At 73.0% G+C, this 19,241-nt stretch carries 16 protein-coding genes and 2 tRNA genes; 13 read left to right on the plus strand and 5 right to left on the minus strand.

Annotated features, from left to right (window positions below):
- Nucleotides 1–78: 78 nt before the first annotated feature.
- The 10 genes from AC5K6T_RS24940 to AC5K6T_RS24985 all read left to right on the plus strand — a co-directional run bounded on the left by AC5K6T_RS24940 (nt 79) and on the right by AC5K6T_RS24985 (nt 9,302).
- Entirely contained in the window at nt 79–1,203 is a 1,125-nt protein-coding gene (locus AC5K6T_RS24940) for a TIGR03364 family FAD-dependent oxidoreductase (RefSeq protein WP_493212409.1), read from the plus strand.
- A gap of 7 nt (nt 1,204–1,210) precedes the next feature.
- Complete coding sequence (locus tag AC5K6T_RS24945) at nt 1,211–1,879, plus strand: HAD family hydrolase (protein ID WP_493212411.1); 669 nt, start codon at nt 1,211–1,213, stop codon at nt 1,877–1,879.
- A complete protein-coding gene (locus AC5K6T_RS24950; protein WP_493212413.1) occupies nt 1,876–2,928 on the plus strand; it encodes an ABC transporter ATP-binding protein in 1,053 nt (350 codons plus the stop codon). Before AC5K6T_RS24945 ends, AC5K6T_RS24950 begins: the two co-directional genes overlap by 4 nt.
- Entirely contained in the window at nt 2,921–3,847 is a 927-nt protein-coding gene (locus AC5K6T_RS24955; RefSeq protein WP_493212414.1) for a 2-aminoethylphosphonate ABC transporter permease subunit, read from the plus strand. Before AC5K6T_RS24950 ends, AC5K6T_RS24955 begins: the two co-directional genes overlap by 8 nt.
- Nucleotides 3,834–4,631, plus strand: coding sequence for an ABC transporter permease (locus AC5K6T_RS24960; protein WP_493212416.1), 798 nt, complete (start codon nt 3,834–3,836; stop codon nt 4,629–4,631). The genes AC5K6T_RS24955 and AC5K6T_RS24960 overlap by 14 nt, the downstream gene beginning before the upstream one ends.
- An 82-nt stretch (nt 4,632–4,713) precedes the next feature.
- Nucleotides 4,714–5,766, plus strand: coding sequence for a 2-aminoethylphosphonate ABC transporter substrate-binding protein (locus AC5K6T_RS24965; RefSeq protein WP_493212418.1), 1,053 nt, complete (start codon nt 4,714–4,716; stop codon nt 5,764–5,766).
- 240 nt (nt 5,767–6,006) lie between these two features.
- Nucleotides 6,007–6,786 carry an HAD-IIA family hydrolase gene (locus AC5K6T_RS24970; RefSeq protein WP_493212419.1) on the plus strand — a complete coding sequence of 260 codons (780 nt, stop codon included), beginning with the start codon at nt 6,007–6,009 and terminating at the stop codon, nt 6,784–6,786.
- A 118-nt stretch (nt 6,787–6,904) separates the two neighbouring features.
- Complete coding sequence (locus tag AC5K6T_RS24975; protein WP_493212421.1) at nt 6,905–7,465, plus strand: hypothetical protein; 561 nt, start codon at nt 6,905–6,907, stop codon at nt 7,463–7,465.
- Nucleotides 7,466–7,470: 5 nt separating this feature from the next.
- Complete coding sequence (locus AC5K6T_RS24980) at nt 7,471–8,136, plus strand: class F sortase (RefSeq protein WP_493213455.1); 666 nt, start codon at nt 7,471–7,473, stop codon at nt 8,134–8,136.
- Between the two features lie 77 nt (nt 8,137–8,213).
- Nucleotides 8,214–9,302, plus strand: coding sequence for a glycoside hydrolase family 6 protein (locus AC5K6T_RS24985; protein ID WP_493212423.1), 1,089 nt, complete (start codon nt 8,214–8,216; stop codon nt 9,300–9,302).
- Nucleotides 9,303–9,424: 122 nt separating this feature from the next.
- Here the strand turns inward: AC5K6T_RS24985 and glxA are convergent, their stop codons facing one another.
- From glxA to AC5K6T_RS25000, 3 genes are all read right to left on the minus strand, one after another.
- Entirely contained in the window at nt 9,425–11,362 is a 1,938-nt protein-coding gene (gene glxA, locus AC5K6T_RS24990) for a radical copper oxidase GlxA (protein WP_493212425.1), read from the minus strand.
- Nucleotides 11,359–13,302 (minus strand): glycosyltransferase family 2 protein, encoded by a 1,944-nt coding sequence (locus AC5K6T_RS24995; RefSeq protein WP_493212426.1) that lies wholly within the window; start codon nt 13,300–13,302, stop codon nt 11,359–11,361. The genes glxA and AC5K6T_RS24995 overlap by 4 nt, the downstream gene beginning before the upstream one ends.
- A gap of 354 nt (nt 13,303–13,656) precedes the next feature.
- A tRNA-Lys gene (locus AC5K6T_RS25000) sits at nt 13,657–13,730 on the minus strand.
- Nucleotides 13,731–13,969: 239 nt separating this feature from the next.
- Between AC5K6T_RS25000 and AC5K6T_RS25005 the strand changes: the two genes are divergently transcribed.
- The 3 genes from AC5K6T_RS25005 to AC5K6T_RS25015 all read left to right on the plus strand — a co-directional run bounded on the left by AC5K6T_RS25005 (nt 13,970) and on the right by AC5K6T_RS25015 (nt 18,065).
- The gene (locus AC5K6T_RS25005) at nt 13,970–15,349 is read left to right on the plus strand and encodes a peptidoglycan-binding protein (protein ID WP_493212428.1); all 1,380 of its coding nucleotides are present in this window, start codon (nt 13,970–13,972) and stop codon (nt 15,347–15,349) included.
- Nucleotides 15,350–16,292: 943 nt separating this feature from the next.
- A complete protein-coding gene (locus AC5K6T_RS25010) occupies nt 16,293–17,363 on the plus strand; it encodes an SPFH domain-containing protein (protein WP_493213457.1) in 1,071 nt (356 codons plus the stop codon).
- A gap of 96 nt (nt 17,364–17,459) precedes the next feature.
- A complete protein-coding gene (locus AC5K6T_RS25015; protein ID WP_493212430.1) occupies nt 17,460–18,065 on the plus strand; it encodes a lytic polysaccharide monooxygenase auxiliary activity family 9 protein in 606 nt (201 codons plus the stop codon).
- Between the two features lie 221 nt (nt 18,066–18,286).
- On the opposite strand, the gene AC5K6T_RS25020 is transcribed toward AC5K6T_RS25015, so the two are convergent.
- Both AC5K6T_RS25020 and AC5K6T_RS25025 read right to left on the minus strand, forming a co-directional pair.
- Nucleotides 18,287–18,363 (minus strand) — tRNA-Lys (locus AC5K6T_RS25020).
- A 100-nt stretch (nt 18,364–18,463) separates the two neighbouring features.
- Complete coding sequence (locus tag AC5K6T_RS25025; RefSeq protein ID WP_493212432.1) at nt 18,464–19,222, minus strand: IclR family transcriptional regulator; 759 nt, start codon at nt 19,220–19,222, stop codon at nt 18,464–18,466.
- Nucleotides 19,223–19,241: the final 19 nt, after the last annotated feature.

Here is a 19,241-nt window from a genome sequence, read left to right on the forward strand (position 1 = left end):
CCAAACGTGATACCGGGTTCACGCTCTCGTTGTCGGCCGGACCTTTCCGGTTCCCCGACGCCGAGGAGCGTTGCCGCCGTGAGATTGACAGTCGTCGGAGCCGGCGTGGTGGGCACCCTGCATGCCTGGCATGCAGTCCAGCGCGGCCATGAGGTCGTACAGATCGAGCGCGAGACCGAGGCCCGCGGTGCCTCGCTGCGCAACTTCGGCCAGATCTGGGTCAGTGGCCGAGCCGGTGGGGAGGAGGTGGAGACCGCCCTGCGGGCGCGAGAGCTGTGGGAGGAGATCGGCACCCGCGTGCCGGCCCTCGGCTTCCGCGCCAACGGCTCCCTCACCCCGGTCCGCGGCGGCCTCGAACTCGCCGTCGCCGAGGCCGCCCTGGCCCGCGAGGACGCCGGCGCCCGCGGCTATGAGCTGCTCACCCCCGGCGAGGCACGCGCCCTGAACCCCGCCCTGCGCGGCACGTTCGACGCCGCCCTGTACTGCGAGCGGGACGCCGCCGTCGAACCGCGCACCGCCCAGCTCGCCCTGCGCGCCGAGCTGCTGAAGTCCCCCCGCTACCGCTTCCTGCCCGGCCGCGAGGTCCGCGACGTGGCCGGCCCGGGAGCCGTCCGCGACGACCACGGCGAGGTGCACGCCGGCGACGCCGTCGTGCTGTGCACCGGAGCCGCGCTGAGCGGACTGGTCCGCGAACTCGCCGGCCCCGGCCTGCCGGTGCGCCGCGTCCGCCTGCAGATGATGCAGACCGACCCCCTCGGCGAGCCCCTCACCACCTCGGTCGCCGACGCCGACAGCTTCCGCTACTACCCGGCCTACCGCAGCCTGGAGCTGGACGCCCTGCGGGCCGGACAGCCGCAGACCGCGACGGCCGCCCGCAACGCCATGCAACTGCTCATGGTGCAGCGCGCCGACGGCGGCCTGACCATCGGCGACACCCACGAGTACGAGCACCCCTTCGCCTTCGACACCGTCGAGGACCCCTACGACCACCTCGCCGAGGTCGTCGAGTCCATCCTCGGCCGGCCGCTGCCGAGGATCCGCCGCCGCTGGGCCGGGGTGTACGCGCAGTGCACCGACACCACCCGCGTGGTGCACCGCCAGCGCGTGAGCGACGGGGTGTGGCTGGTCACCGGGCCCGGCGGGCGCGGCATGACCTGCTCACCCGCGATAGCCGAGACCACCGCGAACGAACTGGGCTGGTGAGGAACACATGACCACCGACGACATCCGTCTCGTCGTCCTCGACATGGCCGGCACCACCGTCGCCGACGGCGGCCTCGTCGAGGAGGCCTTCACGGCCGCCGCCCGCCACCTCGGCGAGGACCCGGCCGGCCTGATCGACCACGTCCGCGCCACCATGGGCGAGTCCAAGATCTCCGTCTTCCGGCACCTGTTCGGCGACGGGACCCGGGCGCAGGAGGCCAACCGGGCCTTCGAGGCGGCGTACGCACGGGCCGTCCACGGCGGGGGCGTCAGCGCCCTCCCCGGCGCCCGCGAGGCCGTCGAGGAACTCACCGCCCAGGGCCGCACGGTGGTGCTCAGCACCGGCTTCGCCCGCACCACGCAGGACGCGATCCTGACCGCGCTGGGCTGGCAGGACCTGGTGCCGCTGACCCTGTGCCCGGCCGACGCCGGGGGCCGCGGCCGCCCCTGGCCGGACATGGTCCTCACCGCCTTCCTGCGGACGGCGGCCGCGGACTCCGTCGCCCAGGTCGCGGTGGTCGGCGACACCTCCTACGACATGCTCAGCGGCGTCCGCGCCGGCGCCGGTCTGGTCGCCGGGGTGCTCACCGGCGCCCACGACGAGCGGGCCCTGAAGGCGGCCGGCGCCGACCGCGTCCTGCCCTCGGTCGCGCAGCTGCCGGGAGTCCTCGCGTGAGCGGCGGCATCCGCTTCGACTCCGTCACCGTCGCCTACGACGGCACCGTGGTCCTCGACGCGCTGGACCTCGACGTCGCCCCCGGCGAGGTGATGGCCCTGCTCGGCCCGTCCGGGTCGGGCAAGACGACCGCGCTGCGGGCGGTCGCCGGGTTCGTGCGGCCCGCCTCCGGACGGGTCCGCCTCGGCGACCGCGACGTCACCGACCTGCCGCCGCACCGGCGGGGCATCGGCATGGTCGTCCAGCAGTACGCCCTCTTCCCGCACCTGCGCGTCGAGGACAACGTGGCCTTCGGCCTGAAGGCCCGCCGCACCCCCGGGGCCGAGATCCGCACCCGGGTCGCCGAGGCGCTGGAGATGACCGGCATGGCGGCGTACGCCCGCCGCCACCCTCGCGAGCTGTCCGGCGGCCAGCAGCAGCGCGTCGCCATCGCCCGGGCACTGGCCATCCGGCCCTCGGTGCTGCTCCTCGACGAGCCGCTGTCCGCGCTCGACGCCCGGCTCCGCTCCGGCATGCTCGCCGAACTCGCCCGGCTGCACCGCGAACTGCCCGACGTCAGCATCCTCTACGTCACCCACGACCAGGTGGAGGCGCTCACCCTCGCCGACCGCGTCGCCGTCATGGACAAGGCCCGCCTCCAGGCCTGCGGCACCCCGCAGGAGCTGTACCGGGCCCCGGCCGACGCGTTCACCGCGTCCTTCGTCGGCGACGCCAACCTACTGCCGGTCACCGTCACCGCCGACGGCGCCGCCTTCGCCGGCTCCGAACTGCGCACCTCCGCCCCGCCGGCGCGGCCCGGCACCCGCGCCACCCTGTGCCTGCGCCCCCACCTGGTCGGCCTCGGCGACGGACCCAACCGGCTCACCGGGACCGTACGGGAGATCCAGTGGCGCGGCGCCACCCACCGGCTGCACGTCGACGTCGACGGACACCGTGTCATGGCCGATCTGCCGGAGCTGAAGCAGCCACCCGCCCTGGACGAGACGGTGACCCTGCACTTCGCGCCCGAGGACGGCGTGCTGCTGGCGGCCGGAGCCGGCGATGACTAGCCCGGCCGCCGGGGCCCCGGCCCGCCCCGCGGCCCCGCCGCCGGCCGCCGCCCCCGACGACGGACGGCCCGCCTCCGACGGCGGGCCGTCCGCGGCGGCCACCGCGCGCCGGCTGCTGTGGGCGCTGCCCCCGGTCGCCCTGCTCGCGGTGTTCTTCCTCCACCCGCTCGCCCTCGTCGTCCGGCAGTCCCTCCGGCCGGACGGCGGCGGCACCTCCCTCGCGCCGTACGCCGACGTGTTCGCCTCCGAGGCGTTCCGGCACGCCCTGTGGACGACCGTCTGGCTGGCGCTCGCCGCCACCGCCGGGTGCCTGGTCCTCGGGTTCGTGCTCGCGCTGGTCATCGCCTTCGTGCCGTTCCCCGGAGCCCGGGCGGTGTCCCGCTTCGTCGACGTCTTCCTGTCCTTCCCGTCCTTCCTCGTCACGCTCGCCCTGCTGTTCGTCTACGGCACGGCCGGCATGGCCAACGGGCTGTGGACGGACGTCACCGGCGCCGCCGAGGGACCCTTCCGGTTCCTCACCACGCCCTGGGGCGTACTCCTCGCGGAGATCACGTACTTCACCCCGTTCGTGATGCGGCCGCTGCTGGCCGCCTTCGCCCAGCTGGACACCGCCCAGCTGGAGGCCGCGAGCTCGCTGGGCGCGCGGGCGCCGCGGATCATCCGCCAGGTGATCCTGCCCGAGGCGCTGCCCGCGCTCGCCACCGGCGGCAGCCTCGTGCTGGTGCTGTGCCTCAACGAGTTCGGGATCGTCCTGTTCACCGGGGCGAAGGGCGTCACCACGCTGCCGATGCTCGTCTACGGCAAGGCGATCCTGGAGTCCGACTACCCGGGCGCCTGCGTCGTCGCCGTCGTCAACGTCTCGGTCTCCGTCGGCCTGTACGGCCTCTACCGGGTGGTGAGCCGCCGTGCTGGTGCATAGCCGCAGAGCGAGGTGGGCCGTGTGGGCCGTGTTCCTCGCGCTCTTCCTGCCCCTGTTCGCCCTGCCCCTGCTGGTCGTCCTCGCCGCGTCGTCCGCCACCCACTGGTCGGGCGTGCTGCCCTCCGGCTTCACCACCGGCCACTACGACGCCGCCACCCGCGGCGAGGCCCTCCGGGCGCTCACCACCAGCCTGGTCACCGCCCTGGTGGCGAGCCTGCTCGCACTGGCCGCGGGCACCTGGGCCGCCCTCGCGGCCGCCGCGCTCGGCAGGCGCCACCGCAGGGTCCTCGACGCGCTGTTCGTGCTGCCCGTCGCGGTGCCCTCGGTGGTGGTCGGCCTCGCCACCCTGGTCGCCTTCTCCCAGCCGCCGCTGCTGCTCAACGGCACCCCCCAGATCGTGATCGTCGCCCACACCGTGCTGGTCACCGCCTTCGCCCACCAGTCGGTGTCCGCCGCGATCGTCCGCCTCGACCCCGCCTGCGAACAGGCCGCCGCCTCCCTCGGCGCCCGCCCCGCGTACGTGCTGTGGCGGGTCAGGCTGCCTCTGCTGCTGCCGTCCCTGACCGCCGCGGCCGGCCTCTGCTTCGCCCTGTCCATGGGGGAGCTGAGCGCCACGATGATGCTCTACCCGCCCGACTGGACCCCGCTTCCGGTCCTCATCCACGCGGCCACCGACCGCGGCGCCCTGTTCGCCGGGTCCGCGCTCGCCGTGGTCCTGATGACGGCGACCCTGCTCGCCCTGCTCGCCGTCTCCCGCCTGCGCAACCGCGCCTCCTACCGCTGAACCCCGACTCTCCGGACCTCCGAACACCCTGACTACGCCGACCTCGCGAACAGCCCCTGCCACGCAAGGAGTTCATCTCGTCATGCCCCAGCACGCCCTCAGGCCGGTCGCCGCCCTCGCCCTCCTGGCCGTCCCGCTCACCGCCTGCGGCGCCAACTCCGCCGCCTCCGACGAGCCTGTCGTCACCGTCTACAGCGCCGACGGCCTCAAGGGCGAGAACGGCGACGGCTGGTACGACCGCGTCTTCCAGGACTTCGAGAAGGAGACCGGCATCAGGGTCGAGTACGTCGAGGGAGGCTCCGGCGAGATGGTGCAGCGCGCCGTCCGCGAGAAGAGCAACCCGCAGGCCGACGTCCTCGTCACCCTCCCGCCCTTCATCCAGCAGGCCGACGGCAAGGGCCTGCTCCAGAAGTACACCCCGCAGGGCGCCGACCAGGTCGGCGGCGCCGACAAGGCCGCCGACGGCAGCTGGACCGCCGTCGTCAACAACTACTTCGGCTTCGTCTACAACACGAAGGAGCTCACCGAGGCCCCCACCACCTGGGAGGAACTGCTCGACGGCTCGTACAAGAACAAGCTCCAGTACTCCACGCCCGGTGTGGCCGGCGACGGCACCGCCGTCCTGATCAAGGCCATGCACGACTTCGGCGGCCGGCAGCCCGCCCTGGACTACCTCGGCAGGCTCCAGGCCAACAACGTCGGCCCGTCCGCCTCCACCGGCAAGCTCGCCCCCAAGGTCGACAAGGGCGAGATCCTCGTCGCCAACGGCGACGTCCAGATGAACTTCGCGCAGGCCAAGACCATGCCCCACCTCGGCATCTGGTTCCCGGCCCGTGAGGGCGGCAGGCCCACCACCTTCGCCCTGCCCTACGCGGCCGGCCTGGTCACCGGCGCCCCGCACTCCGACAACGGCAGGAAGCTCCTCGACTTCATGCTCGGCCAGGAGGCCCAGCGCCAGGTCAGCGAGATCGGCGGCGGCTTCAGCGCCCGCCAGGACGTCAAGGCCACCGACGCCAACGCCATCGCGCTGGACCAGCTGATCGACGGCGTCGAGATCTTCGAGCCCGACTGGAACGACATCGACAAGAACCTGTCGGCGTACGTCGACGCCTGGAAGTCCGCGACCGGCAGCTGAGACGGGCGGCACACGTCACCCCGCGCCCGCCCCACCGCCGACCCGGCTGGTACCGGGTGATCGACGGGGTACGCATCACCAGCTCCCGACCGGTCCCGGACCACGCGCCTCCCGCCTGACGGCCCCGCCCTCCGGGCGGACGGCCGGTCTCCTGCGGCAGGCCATAGGCTGTGGGCGTCGGCACGCCGTGGTTCCGGCGCCCACAGCCCGCCCGTACGCATCGCCAGGAGACCGAAGCACATGGCAGACCGCAAGCCCATCGAGTCGTGGCTCACCGACATGGACGGCGTCCTCATCCACGAGGGCGTCCCCATCCCCGGCGCCGACGCGTTCCTGAAGAAGCTCCGTGAGTCCGGGAAGCCCTTCCTGGTGCTGACCAACAACTCCATCTACACCCCGCGCGACCTGCACGCCCGGCTCAGCCGCATGGGCCTGGACGTGCCGGTGGAGAACATCTGGACCTCCGCGCTGGCCACCGCGAAGTTCCTCGACGACCAGCGCCCCGGTGGCACCGCCTACGTCATCGGCGAGGCCGGGCTGACCACCGCGCTGCACGACATCGGCTACGTCCTCACCGACCACGACCCCGACTACGTCGTCCTCGGCGAGACCCGTACGTACTCCTTCGAGGCCATGACCAAGGCGGTCCGGCTGATCAACGCGGGCGCCCGCTTCATCTGCACCAACCCCGACGAGACCGGCCCCTCCACCGAGGGGCCGCTGCCCGCCACCGGCGCCGTCGCCGCCCTCATCACCAAGGCCACCGGCAAGCAGCCCTACTTCGCGGGCAAGCCCAACCCGCTGATGATGCGGACCGGCCTGAACGCCATCGGCGCCCACTCCGAGACCAGCGCCATGATCGGCGACCGGATGGACACCGACGTCCTCGCCGGCATCGAGGCCGGCATGCAGACCTTCCTGGTGCTCACCGGACTGACCGGGCGCGGCCAGGTCGAGAACTACCCCTACCGGCCGTCCCGGGTCGTCGACTCCATCGCCGGACTCGTCGACCGGATCTGACCGGGCGGCTCCGAAACCCGCCCGCCGGGGGAACCCACCCGTACGGACCAGCCGGACCCCGCCGGAGGATGCGGGGTCCGGCTGCCCGGGGGACGCTCCAGATGTCTGGAGGTTCACCATGGGTTACCTACGCGCCACTCTCTGTGCGGGGGTGCTGACTCTCGCCGCCCCGGCCGCCCCGGCGGCCCACGCGGCGGACCCCGGTGTCTCGATCCGGCCCCAGGCCCCGGCCCCCGGCGGCGAGGTCGCGTTCCGGATCACCGGCTGCGCCGGGCACACCGGCACCGTCGCCTCACCCGCGTTCGTCTCCGAAGCCCACCTCACCGGCGCCGAGGGCACCCTCACCGGCGAGACCCGGGTCCGCTCGGACGCCGGACCCGGCTCCTACGACCTGACGATCGCCTGCGGCGACGCCCACGGCACCGCGTCGGTGACCGTCGCCGCCCACCCGTCCGCCCCCGCCTCCCCGATCGCGCCCGTCCTCGCGGGCGGCGGCGGAGCGCCCGCCCTCGGCTCCGCCGAGGCCCGCGACGGCACCGGGCCGGGCATCGTCCAGGCGGTGACCGGGCTGGTCCTGGCCGGGGCCGCCGCCGCGGCCGTCCTGCTGCTGCCCCGGGCCCTCGGCCTCGCCCGGCCCGGCCGGACCTCCCGGGCGCGGCGGAGCCGCGGACGGACGTGACCGCCATGCCCGGTTCCGAACGCCCTGCGGGCACCGGCCGCTTCGTCACCGGCCTGATCTGGGCGGTGCTGCTGCTCGGTCTGTGGCTGTGGGGTCAGGAGCTCACCGGCGGGCGCCACGGCGCCGCGCCGCCCGCCACCGGCGACATGGCCGCGGTGGGCCGGCCCCCGCGGGACCGGCTGCCGCCCGCCCTGGAACCGCTGGGCGACGCCCTCCCGCAGCGCGTCGACATCCCCGGCCTCGGCATCCAGGCCCCGGTGGTGGCCCGCGGCCTGGACCGCGAGGGCGCCGTCGAACCGCCGCCGTTCGACCAGCCCGGCGTCGTCGGCTGGTACGCGGGCGGCGCCGCTCCCGGCGCACCCGGGGCCGCCGTGCTCGTCGGACACGTCGACACCGAGACCCGCCCGGCCGTGTTCTACAAGGTGAGCGCGCTGGCACCGGGGGACACGGTCCGGGTGGTCCGGGACGACGGCAGGCTCGCCGAGTTCACCGTCGACGCCGTCGACGTCGTCACCCGCGACCACTTCGACGCGGACCTGGCCTACGGCGCCCACGAGCGCGGCCGCGCCGAACTGCGGCTCATCACCTGCGGCGGCACCTTCGACCGGGCCGGCCGCGGCTACACCGCCAACGTCATCGTCTCGGCCTACCTCACCGGAAGCGGCGCCTGACCTGCGGGCCCGCCGCCCGCCCGCGCGCCTGTGTCAGGATTGGGCCTCGGAACACGGCACGCCTAGGGGGAAGTGGGATGTACGGCACGAGGGGGGCGGGGCACCGGTACGCCTCCGCGGCGCTGCTGGGGGCGGCGCTGCTGACGGCGGGCTGCACCGGAGGCGGTGACGACGGCGACGGCGGGAGGGGCCCGGTCGCGGCCGGCATCACCCAGCAGCCCAAGGGCGCCGACCCGTTCTGGGTCAACCCCGACAGCAAGGCGGCGGCACAGGTCGCGGCGTACGAGAAGGACGGCCGGCAGGCCGAGGCCCGGCTCGCCCGCCGTATCGCGGAGCAGCCGATGGGCGAGTGGATCAGCCCGGAGAGCCCCGAGGACGAGACCCGCGGCTACACCGAGGCCGCCGCACAGGCCGACCGCACGGCGCTGCTGGTCCTCTACAACATCCCGCACCGCGACTGCGGCCAGTACTCCGGCGGGGGCGCCGCCGACGGCGACGCCTACCGCTCCTGGATCGACGCCGTCGCCCGCGGCATCGGCGAGCGCGCCGCGACGGTCGTCCTCGAACCCGACGCCGTCCTGCACCTCGTCGACGGCTGTACCCCCGACGAGTTCCACGAGGAGCGCTACGACCTGCTGAAGTACGCCGTCGGCAAGCTGGGAGCGCTGCCCGCCACCCGGGTCTACCTCGACGCGGGCAACGCCGGCTGGGGTCACCCCGACCAGATCTTCGAACCGCTGAAGTGGGCCGGCGTGGACCAGGCCGACGGTTTCGCCGTCAACGTCTCGAACTACTACACCACCGACGAGTCCGTCGCCTACGGCAAGCAGCTGTCCGCCAGGGTGGGCGGCAAGCCGTTCGTCGTCGACACCAGCCGCAACGGCAACGGCCCCTACACCGGGGGCGACGAGAGCGAGCGCTGGTGCAACCCGCCGGGCCGCGCCCTGGGGGAGACCCCGACGACGAAGACCGCCGACCCGCTCGTGGACGCCTACCTGTGGGTCAAGCGGCCCGGCGAGTCGGACGGCGAGTGCAAGGGCGGCCCGAAGGCCGGCCAGTGGTGGGCCGACTACGCCCTGGACCTGGCCCGCGGCACGGACGCGGGCGGCAGCGCGGACGCGGGCGGCGGCGCGGACGGCGGCGCCGGCACGGACGAGGCCCGATAGCGGGCGAGGCCCGATAGCGGACGGCGCCCGAAGGCACGGACGCCGCCGCCCGCAGCACGGACGGCCGGGGCCCGCCCACCGCACGGTGGACGGGCCCCGGCCGTCGGCACACGGGCGACCCGCTACGGCACCTGCACCCAGCGCGCCTTCGACGGCACGCCCTCGCCGTCGGTGACGAACAGCATGTACCAGCCGGACTGCACCAGGTTGCGGTTCTCCGGCATCGTGACCGTCACCTGGTTCCCGGAGACGGTGAAGTCCAGCGCGACCGACCGCTGGTCGACGTCCGTGACATGGGTGGACGCCGACGGGCGGATCAGCCGCACCTTCTTCACCGTGGAGGCGTCCGCGGAGGTGAACGTGCCGGACTCGCCGTGCGCGAGGGACTCGGGACCGTCCGACAGCGAGGGCCGCGGCCCCTGGTACAGGTACGGCGGCGTGTAGATCTCCACCCGCTGCTCGAAGGTGCCCGGCTTGGTGTTGGCCTTGTCCCCGTACAGCGAGTCGGAGCCGAAGAACATCACGCGGCCGTCCGGCAGCAGGATCGACCCGGAGTGGTAGTTGCGGCCCACCAGCGGGTCCGCGACCCGGTCGAAGGCGTTGCGGTCCGGGTGGTAGATCCGCGCCTGGAGGATGTTGGAGTCGCTGCGTCCGCGGTAGTCCTCCGAGCCGCCCGACACCAGCACGGTGTCGTCCGGCAGGACCGAGGACTGCGGGTAGCGGGTGCCCTTCTCCAGCGACGGCCCGTCCGTGAACTCCGGGTCGTCCGCCTTGAGGTCGACGATCCGGGTCCGGTTGCTGGACTTGCGGGACTCTCCGACCCCGCCGCCGCCGATCACCATGTACTTCTCGTCCTGCGCCGGAGGCAGCAGCACGGTGCCGGAGGTCTCCATCTGGTCGGCGTCGCTCAGCCCGGGGATCTCGGTGAACCTGTTGGTGGCCACGTCCCACACACCCGGGTCGCGGCCCACGTCGTCGGGCCCGTAGCCGGCGTTCGAACCCGAGTAGAAGATCTTGCCGTTCTGCATCAGGAACAGCGCCGGGTACGTCGGGAACTGGCGGACGCCCTCGGTGTACGTCCACTTCTTGGTCTTCGGGTCGAAGACCTCGTTCTTGCCCGGCACCAGCTGCCCGATGTCGTCGAGGCCGGAGACGCTGAGGATCTTGCCGTCGCTGAGGGTGGTGAGCGTCGGGTACCAGCGGGCCTCGTTCATCGGGTCGACCTTGATGTACTTCTCGGCGACCGGGTCGAACTCGAAGGCGTCCCGGATGCCCTGGAAGTCCTTCTTGTCGAGGGCGAGCTTCTGCGCGATGCCGTAGGTGTTGCGCGCGTCCGCGCCGCCGAGGCCCTGCACGCGGTAGTTGTCCTGGGTGCCGGTCTCGTACTGGGCGCCGCTCTTCTGCGCCTCCACGTAGATACGGCCCAGGCCCGGGTCGTTGCGCAGGAACTCGCCGGTCTGCGGGTCGAACACCTTCTTGGCGCGCGGCACCAGCACCGGGTCCTTGGAGACGAACGTCTTCCCGTTGGCCTTGCCGGTGAACCGGGTGCCCGCGGGCAGCGTGATCGGCTTGTCCGGGTTCTCGTTGTGCACGATCATCAGGCCGCCGGCCTTGGTGACGTCGCCCTTCAGCTTCTCGTAGCGCTTGGTGCCGCCCGCGATCAGCAGGTTGCCGTTGGCGAGCTGGGTGTGGCCGGTGCAGAACAGGTCGCTGGGCGTCGGCACCTTCTTGATGGTGCCCTTGACGGGGTCCCAGATCCGGGTGTCGAACTTCTTCGCGTCGAAGTTGTCCTGGTTGTTCCCGGACCCGGCGACCATCAGGATCTTGCCCGTGCGCAGCAGCGCCGCGTGGATGGTGTTCTGCCGGTACTCCTCCGGGAACTCGATGACCTCCCAGTGGCCGTTGGCGGCCTTGTACTCGGGCTTGTTGATCTTGTACTGGTGGTATTTCTCGGTGCCGAAGCGGTAGAGCCACGGCCCGTTCATCCCGGCCAGCGCGAGTACCACCGCCGTGCCTATCGCGAGTCGACGAGCCCGACGGCGGCCTGCACGGTCGTTCATTCCTTACGTCCCCCAAGGGCGATCTGCATGGTCTGGTCGGCTCCTTGCTCCGGAGCGGCCCAGGCCTGCTGGTGCGGGTGCGGCGTCCCCGGCGCGGACGCGGGCGTGGCGGCGTGCCGCGGACCCGGCGTGCTCGCGGCGGGCTTCTTGCGGTCCTGGCGCAGCTCGTAGCGCCAGACGAAGACCGGGGTGGCGGTGATCAGCAGCGCGAACGCGGCCCAGACGATCATCGCGGGGTGGGCGTGGCCGAGGGCGAAGCCCGCGGCGATCGAGCCACCGAAGATCACGATGAAGTACCAGTGGTAGCGGAAGGTGGCGAACCACCGGTCCGGGCTGGCCGAGTCTCCCTTGGGGGTGACCACGAACTTGCTCTTGCGGCGCAGCGCGGAGTCGATCAGGGCCTTGGCGTACAGCGGCGCGGACAGCGCGGACATCACCATGCCGGCCACACCGCCGGAGCCCTCCGGCTCGTGCGGGGAGACGTTGTGGCGGCGGTTCCAGATGTACAGGCCGATCTGGAGGGCGGAGGCGTTGCCGTACAGCATCAGCCACACCGTCGGGTCGATGTTCACACCCGAGGCGCCCAGGCCCAGGAACAGCGCGCAGCTGAGCGCGGCGAGGATCCAGTTGAGGGCCGAGATCGGATAGAAGATGATCATCATCGTGTAGTTGAAGAGCTTGCCCGGCGGCAGCGAGAACCAGCCCTTCCAGTACTGCTTGAGGATCGTCTCGTAGGTGCCCCTCGACCAGCGCATCTGCTGGGTGAAGAAGTCCGTCCAGGCGCTGGGGCCCTCGCCGACGGCGAGCACGTCGGGGGTGTAGACCGAACGCCACTTGTTGCCCGTGGCCGGGTTCTTGTGGCGGTGGATCTCGAAGCCCGTCGCCATGTCCTCGGTGATCGAGTCGTACAGGCCGCCGATCTGCTTCAGCGCCTTGATCCGCACGGCGTTGGAGGTGCCGACGAACATCGGGGCGCCGTAGCGGTTGCCGGCGCGCTGGATCAGGGCGTGGAAGAGGAACTGCTGCGACTCGGCGGCCTTGGTGACGAAGGTGTCGTAGTTGCCGTACACCTGGGGGCCGATGACGAAGCCGACGTCCGGGTCGCGGAAGAAGCCCAGCATCCGCTCCAGGTAGTTGGGCAGCGGGATGTGATCGGTGTCGACGGAGGCGAAGTAGTCGTAGTCGTCGCCGTGGGCTTCCAGCCAGGCGTTGTAGTTGCCGTGCTTGGTCTTCGCGCGGTGCGGGCCCTTGGCCTGGTTCCAGCGCGCCACGCCCTTGCGGGAGAAGTGGTGCACGCCGAGCCGCGCGCACACCTCCTTGACCTCGGGGTCGTCGCCCTCGTCGAGCAGCCAGACGTGCATCACGCCCCGGTGCCGGATCTTGACGGCGGCCTCCAGGGTCTTGGTCACCATCTCCAGCGGCTCCTTGCCGGGCACGAAGGAGGTGAGGAAGGCGACCCGGGTGCCGGTCTCGGGCACCACCGGCACCGGGTCGCGGGCGACCAGGGTGGCGTGCGCGTTCGACAGAACGTTCATGCAGCGGAAGAACTCGATCAGGCCGATCGAGACGAGCATGACGACGTCGAGGGCCGGCAGGAAGTCGTAGGCCGGATAGTCGCGTTCGGTCCAGTGCTCGGGCTGCAGCAGCCAGGCGAGCAGCACCAGGGACAGCAGCGGCGCGGCCGCCAGCATCAGGGCCACCCGGATGCGGTGCGGCTCCTGGGATATGAGCGAGCGGTACTGCACCCGGTACGGCCGGTTCGGATCGGGCTGGGTGAGGGGGCCCGCCAGCCGGCTGTAGTGCTCGTAGTCGTAGCGCGGCAGCGACTTCTTGATCCGCCGGAACGCGCCGGTGTTGCCCGTCCGAGGCGAGACCACGCGCAGCTGGGTGGTCTGTGACGGGTCGGTGTGTCCTCCGGCGCCCGTCGGAGTAGACGTCATGAGTCATCCCCCCACACGCAGGTCACCGCGTGTCTGTCGGTTCCTTCCACCTGAGACGGGTCCCCCTCGACCTGTCCAGGCGTGTCTTTCGTGGGTCCAGGTCACCACGCCGTCCCCACCCTATAGACACGGAAACCCGATCCTCCGGTTGCATGACGCCCCCCTTGGCATCGGTTCGGAAACGGAGTCCCCGCACCCCGCGTCCCGCAACCGGTTTCCACGGCGCCTCCGGCCGACCCCGTCGGCGCGGCCCGTGGCCGTACACGTGTCAGGGTTCTACGGCGCTCGCCATGATCGCAAGGCGCGATGCAGAAGAAGGCCCTCTGCCGCGGCAGAGGGCCTTCTTCCGTGTCGTGCGCCGCCAGGGACTCGAACCCCGGACCCGCTGATTAAGAGTCAGCTGCTCTAACCAACTGAGCTAGCGGCGCCTGCTGACGGCGTTCACTCTACATGACCTGCGGGGGTGCTCCGGACCACCCGTGGTCCCCGCCGGGGAACCGCGGGCAGCGGGGAAGAGCCCGCGAGGGTCCCGAGGGGCCGTACGGGGGGCGGGGCGGGGCCGCCGTACACCATTCGGACCGTCAGCATGCGGACCCCTTTGTCAGTTGGGAAACTGATCAATGTGCACAGGATTGGACAATTCCACCTGGAGTGTGAGGAGAATCGCATGAAGGCTCCGGAGACTCCGGTATTCGAGGAATTCGATCCCGCGGACGACTGCGGCTGCCCGGGCTGTGCCGGGCGCGTCCCGTCCCGGTCCGAGGGAGGCGGCCACCCGGCCGCGCACCGCGTGCTCGCGGTGGCCGCGGCCGCCTCCGCCGCCCTCGGCGCGGGGCACGCCGTGCCGGCCGCCGCCGCCTCGCACGCCGCCCAGCGCCCCGGCGTTCCCGCAGGTGACGAGCCCGAGACCCCGCAGGGGAGCACCGCACCGCTGCACGGTGCGTCGGGCAGCCCGGCCGTCAGCCCGACGAGCGTCCCGCCCGAGGTGCCAGCGCCGCAGATCACCCGCGCGGAGATCATCAACCGGGCCAAGAAATGGGTCGCGGCAAAGGTGCCGTACAGCATGACCGCCTACTGGTCCGACGGATACCGGCAGGACTGCTCGGGCTTCGTGTCGATGGCGTGGAACCTGCCGGGCAACGAATGGACCGGCAGCCTCGGCCGGTACGCGGACCGCATCACCACGGAGGAACTCCAGCCCGGGGACATTCTCCTCTTCCACAATCCGGCCGACCCGCAGAAGGGCTCCCACGTCACGCTTTTCGGCGGCTGGACCGACTACACGCACAGCTACTACATCGCCTACGAACAGACCCGCCCGTCCACCCGCCGGCAGTCCACTCCCTACCCCTACTGGAGCAATTCCGACCGCTATCTGCCCTACCGCTACAAAGGCGTCACGGCCGGAACCGGAGCCGGCGGCCCCGAGGCCGAGCCGGGCTCCGGTCCGGGCTCCGGTCCGGGCCCGGGGGCGAACCCGGGACCGGATTCCGGCTCCGGTCCGGAGGCCAAGCCTCCGTTCCCGGGGGCGGGCTACTTCGGCCCCGGCGCGAACAACACCTACGTCACCCTGCTCGGCCGCATGCTGGTCGAGCGCGGCGCGGCGCGCTTCTACTCGTCCGGGCCCGGTCCGCGCTGGTCGGACGCCGACCGCCGGGCGACCCAGGCGTTCCAGCTGGCCCAGGGCTGGAGAGGGGCGGAGGCCGACGGGCTGCCGGGGCCGCACACCTGGTCGCTGCTGGTCAACGGAAAGGGCCGGAGCATCACCAGCGGGGCCGCCGGCCCGCCCGCCCCCTCCTCGCCGGGGGTGCCCGCCTTCCCGGGCCGGGACAGTCTCCGGCCCGGGGCGAACAACTCCCACGTCACCCAGCTGGGGCGGCAGCTGGTGAAGAAAGGGTTCGGCAGGTTCTACGCGGTCGGGCCCGGACCGCGCTGGGGCGAGGCCGACCGCCGCGCCACCGAAGCGTTCCAGCGCGCCCAGGGCTGGCGCGGCGGCGACGCGGACGGCTACCCGGGGCCGGAGACATGGCGACGGCTGTTCTCGTAGCAGCCCCGAACCCCGGAGCCGCGGAGCCCCGGACCCCTGGACCCGCGGAGCCCTGGACCCCTGGACCCGCGGAGCCCTGGACCCCTGGACCCGCGGAGCCCTGGACCCCTGGACTCGCGGAGCCTTGGACCCGCGGAGCCCCGGACCCCTGGACCCGCGGAGCCTTGGACCCGCGGAGCCCCGGAGCCGCGGAGCCCTGGACCCGCGGGGCCCCGGAGTCCCGGACCCGCGGAGCCCGCGGGGCTCCCGGCCTCGGGCTCGCCGTCCCGTCCGGGGCTCCCGTCCGGGGCTCCCGCCCGGGGCTCCCGTCCGGGCCCCGGCGCCGGTCCGGGCCGGGGCACCGGTCCGGCTCCGGCCGTCCGTCCGGAGGCGCGCGCCCGGCGCACCCCGGCGTCCTCGCCGGGTGGGGCGTGTGTCCCGCGGCGCGCGCGGTCCGCCGCAACGGTGCGACCCGCCGTCCCCCACTCGCAACCGCAGCTCACCCGAACCACCCACTGTCATGACGCATCTGGCGCGGAGGCTGGAGGCACGCATGAGCACGACCACTCCCCCTGAGTCCCCGACCCCTGAGTCCCCGACCCCTGAGACCCTCACCCCCGAGGCCCTCACCCCTGAGTCCCCAACTCTTGAGGCCCCGCTTCCCGAGTCGCCGATCCCCGAGTCGCCGACCCCCGAGTCCCCGATCCCCGAGATTCCGGACGCCGAGTCCTCGACCACGGCACCCGCGCCTCCCGGCTCGGCGAGCGCGGAGGCCGCGAGCCCCGGACGCCCGACGGCTCTGGGGCCGGCCGAGCAGCACCGGGCGTCCGGGGCGGGGGCCCTCGGGGCCCCGACACCCGCCGCGCCCGGAACCGACGGGCCGGTCGGAACCGGCGGTCCGGCCTCGCCCGGACCGCTCGTCCCGGGGGCGGCCGTCCCCGAGCCGGGTGCGCCCGAGGGCGGGATCCTGCGGCCGGGCCGGCTGATCCAGAACGAGTCGACCACCGAGATCCCCGTCCACCTGCTGTTCCGCGACGACCCGGACCCGGCACCGGTGCCGCTCGGGCCCGCGGTCGTCGGACGCCGCCAGGGCACCGGGGAGCAGCCCCGGGTGCGTCGGCCCGGCCACGCGGCGGCCCGCCCGGCCCCGCAGATCGATCCCGAGCTGGTCGAGCGGCCCGCCCGGGTGCTGCCCGGCGCGGTCGGGGTGCTCTCCGGAGCGTGCGGCGCGGCGGGCTGTCTGGCCGCGTCCTGGTGGGCGGGCACGCTGCCGCCGCTCGCGGTGGAGGCGCTGGGCCTGCCGGTGTCGGCGGCGGCCGGGCTCGGCCCGGCGCAGTGGGCGGCCTACGCCGGGGCGGGCGCGCTGGGCCTGTTCGGCTTCGGTGGGCTGGCCCGCGGCCGGACCGGGCGGGCCTGGGTGCTCGGCCTGTTCGGCCGCTACCGGGGCACCGTCCGGCGGACCGGGCTGATGTGGGTCAACCCGTTGCTGCTGCGCCGCCGTGTCGACGTACGGCTGCGGCACTGGCGCAGCGAGGCCATGCCCGCGGCCGACGCGAGCGGGGTGGCGCTGCGGGTGGTGGTGCTGGCGGTGTGGCGGGTGCGCGACACCGCGCGGGCGGTGCTCGGCGTGGACGACCACGAGACGTACCTGCGCGAGTGCGTGGAGGCGGCGCTGGCCCGGGTGCCGGTGGAGATGCCGGGCGGGGCGGGCGGCTCGGTGGCCTCGGCGGGGGAGGCGCTGACCCGGCTGGTGGCGGCCGAGGCGGCGGCGGTGGGGCTGGAGGTGTTCTCGGTGCGGCCGGTGCGGGTGGAGTACGCCCCGGAGGTGGCGGCCGCCATGCACCGGCGCAGGATCGCCGCGCTGGACGCCCGGCATCGGGCGAGCGTGCTGACCTCGGTGGTCGACTCGGTGGAGGACACGGTGACCCGGCTGACCACGCGGGGGCTGGTCGAGCTGGACGACTACGAGCGCAAGGCGCTGGTGAAGGACCTCACCGTCGCGTTCTGCGCGGGACGCCAGGAACCCGGCTCGTGACTGGTATGGACATGTTCAACTCACGGCAATAACCTCAGACTTGGTCTAGACCTGCACGGCTCGCTGAACCTCCCCACGTTCTCCAGGAGCGGCAGTATGCGCAAAAAGACCAAGTTGTACGCGGCCGCGGTGGGCTTCGCCACCACCGGCGCCCTGGTGTTCTCCTCCGGCGGCGCCAGCGGTCACGGCTACACCGATCTCCCCGTCAGCCGGCAGAAGCTGTGCCAGAACGGCACCGTGACCGGCTGCGGCGAGATCCGGTGGGAGCCGCAGAGCGTCGAGGGCCTCAAGGGCTTCCCCGCCGCGGGCCCGGCGGACGGGCGGATCTGCTCCGGCGCGAACACGCGGTTCTCCCAGCTGGACGCTCCGCGCACGCCCGCGGGCGGCGCCTGGCCGGCCACCTCGGTCAACGGCGGGCAGAGCTACACGTTCCGCTGGCAGTTCACCGCCATGCACGCGACGACCGACTTCAAGTACTTCGTCACCAGGCAGGGCTGGAACCAGAACCACAACCTGGCCCGGTCCGACCTCAACCTGACGCCGTTCCTGACCGTGCCCTACTTCGGTCAGCGGCCCCCGTCCACGCTCTCGCACACGGGCACGCTGCCGTCCGGGCTCAGCGGTCGGCACATGATCGTGGCGGTGTGGACGATCAACGACACACCCAACGCGTTCTACGCCTGCTCCGACGTCACGTTCTGAGCGCTACGAGCGCCACGACCGTTACGAGCGCTACGAGCGCCACGACCGCCACGAACGTTACGAACGTTACGAGCGGTACAGGTGGTACGGGAACGGGCCCCGCTCCGTGCGCGGCCCGTTGCCCCGTGCGCCGCCGGAACCCTGCCGCGCACGGGGTGACGCGTCCCGGTGCACGGGCGGACACGCCGAAGGGCCTCTCGTGTGTACGAGAGGCCCTTCCGTGGTGCGCCGCCAGGGACTCGAACCCCGGACCCGCTGATTAAGAGTCAGCTGCTCTAACCAACTGAGCTAGCGGCGCCTGACCCTCGCCTTCCGCTTCTCGCGGCCGACGACGGAGAAAATAGTACCCGGTCCGCAGGAGTGCTCCCGACCACCTGGCCGGGAGCCGCGGACCGGTCTCAGAACGCCAGCGACAGCAGCACCGGGGCCGCGTTCCGGTTCAGGGCGTCGGCGGCCTGGCGCAGCCGGTGGGCGTGCTCGACCGGCAGCGACAGGGCCAGGCAGCCGACCGAGGAACCCGCGGTGATCGGGACGGCCGCGCAGACCGTGCCGACCGCGTACTCCTGGAGGTCGAGGACCGGCACCGTCGGCGGCTGGGACTCCAGCCGGGAGAGCAGCACCTTGTCGCTGGTGATGGTGCGCGAGGTGAGGCGGGGCATCCTGTACCGGGCGAGATGGTCGCGGCGGCCGGCGTGGTCGAGCTGGCCCAGCAGGCTCTTGCCGACCGCGGTGGCGTGCGCCGAGCAGCGGAAGTCCACCCACTCGTGCACCGCGGGTGTGGCCGGGCCGTCCGCGTACTGCGTGATCTTCACCTCGCCGTCGACGTACCGGCTGAGGTAGACGGCGGCTCCGACGGAGTCCCGCAGCCGGTCCAGCACCGTCTGGAGCTGCTCGCGCACCGCCTCCTCGCTCCGGTGGACCGTGTCCAGCCGGCCGAGTGCGTCGCCGCTGACGTACGTGCCGTCGGCGGCCTGTGCGACATAGGCCTCGCGGCCCAGCATCCGCAGGAGGGAGGTCAGCCGCTCCGGCGCGATGCGGGTGTCGCGGGCGAGCTCGGCGGTGGTCACGCCGAGCGGGTGCCGTGCCACGGTCTCCAGGACGCGCAGAGCGTCCTGTGCCGAGTGGTACGGCGCGGTCGGCTCGTGCTTCAGCGCCACGGTTCCCCCTGCGGTCGCT

This window comes from Streptomyces sp. B8-7, from assembly GCF_058833805.1.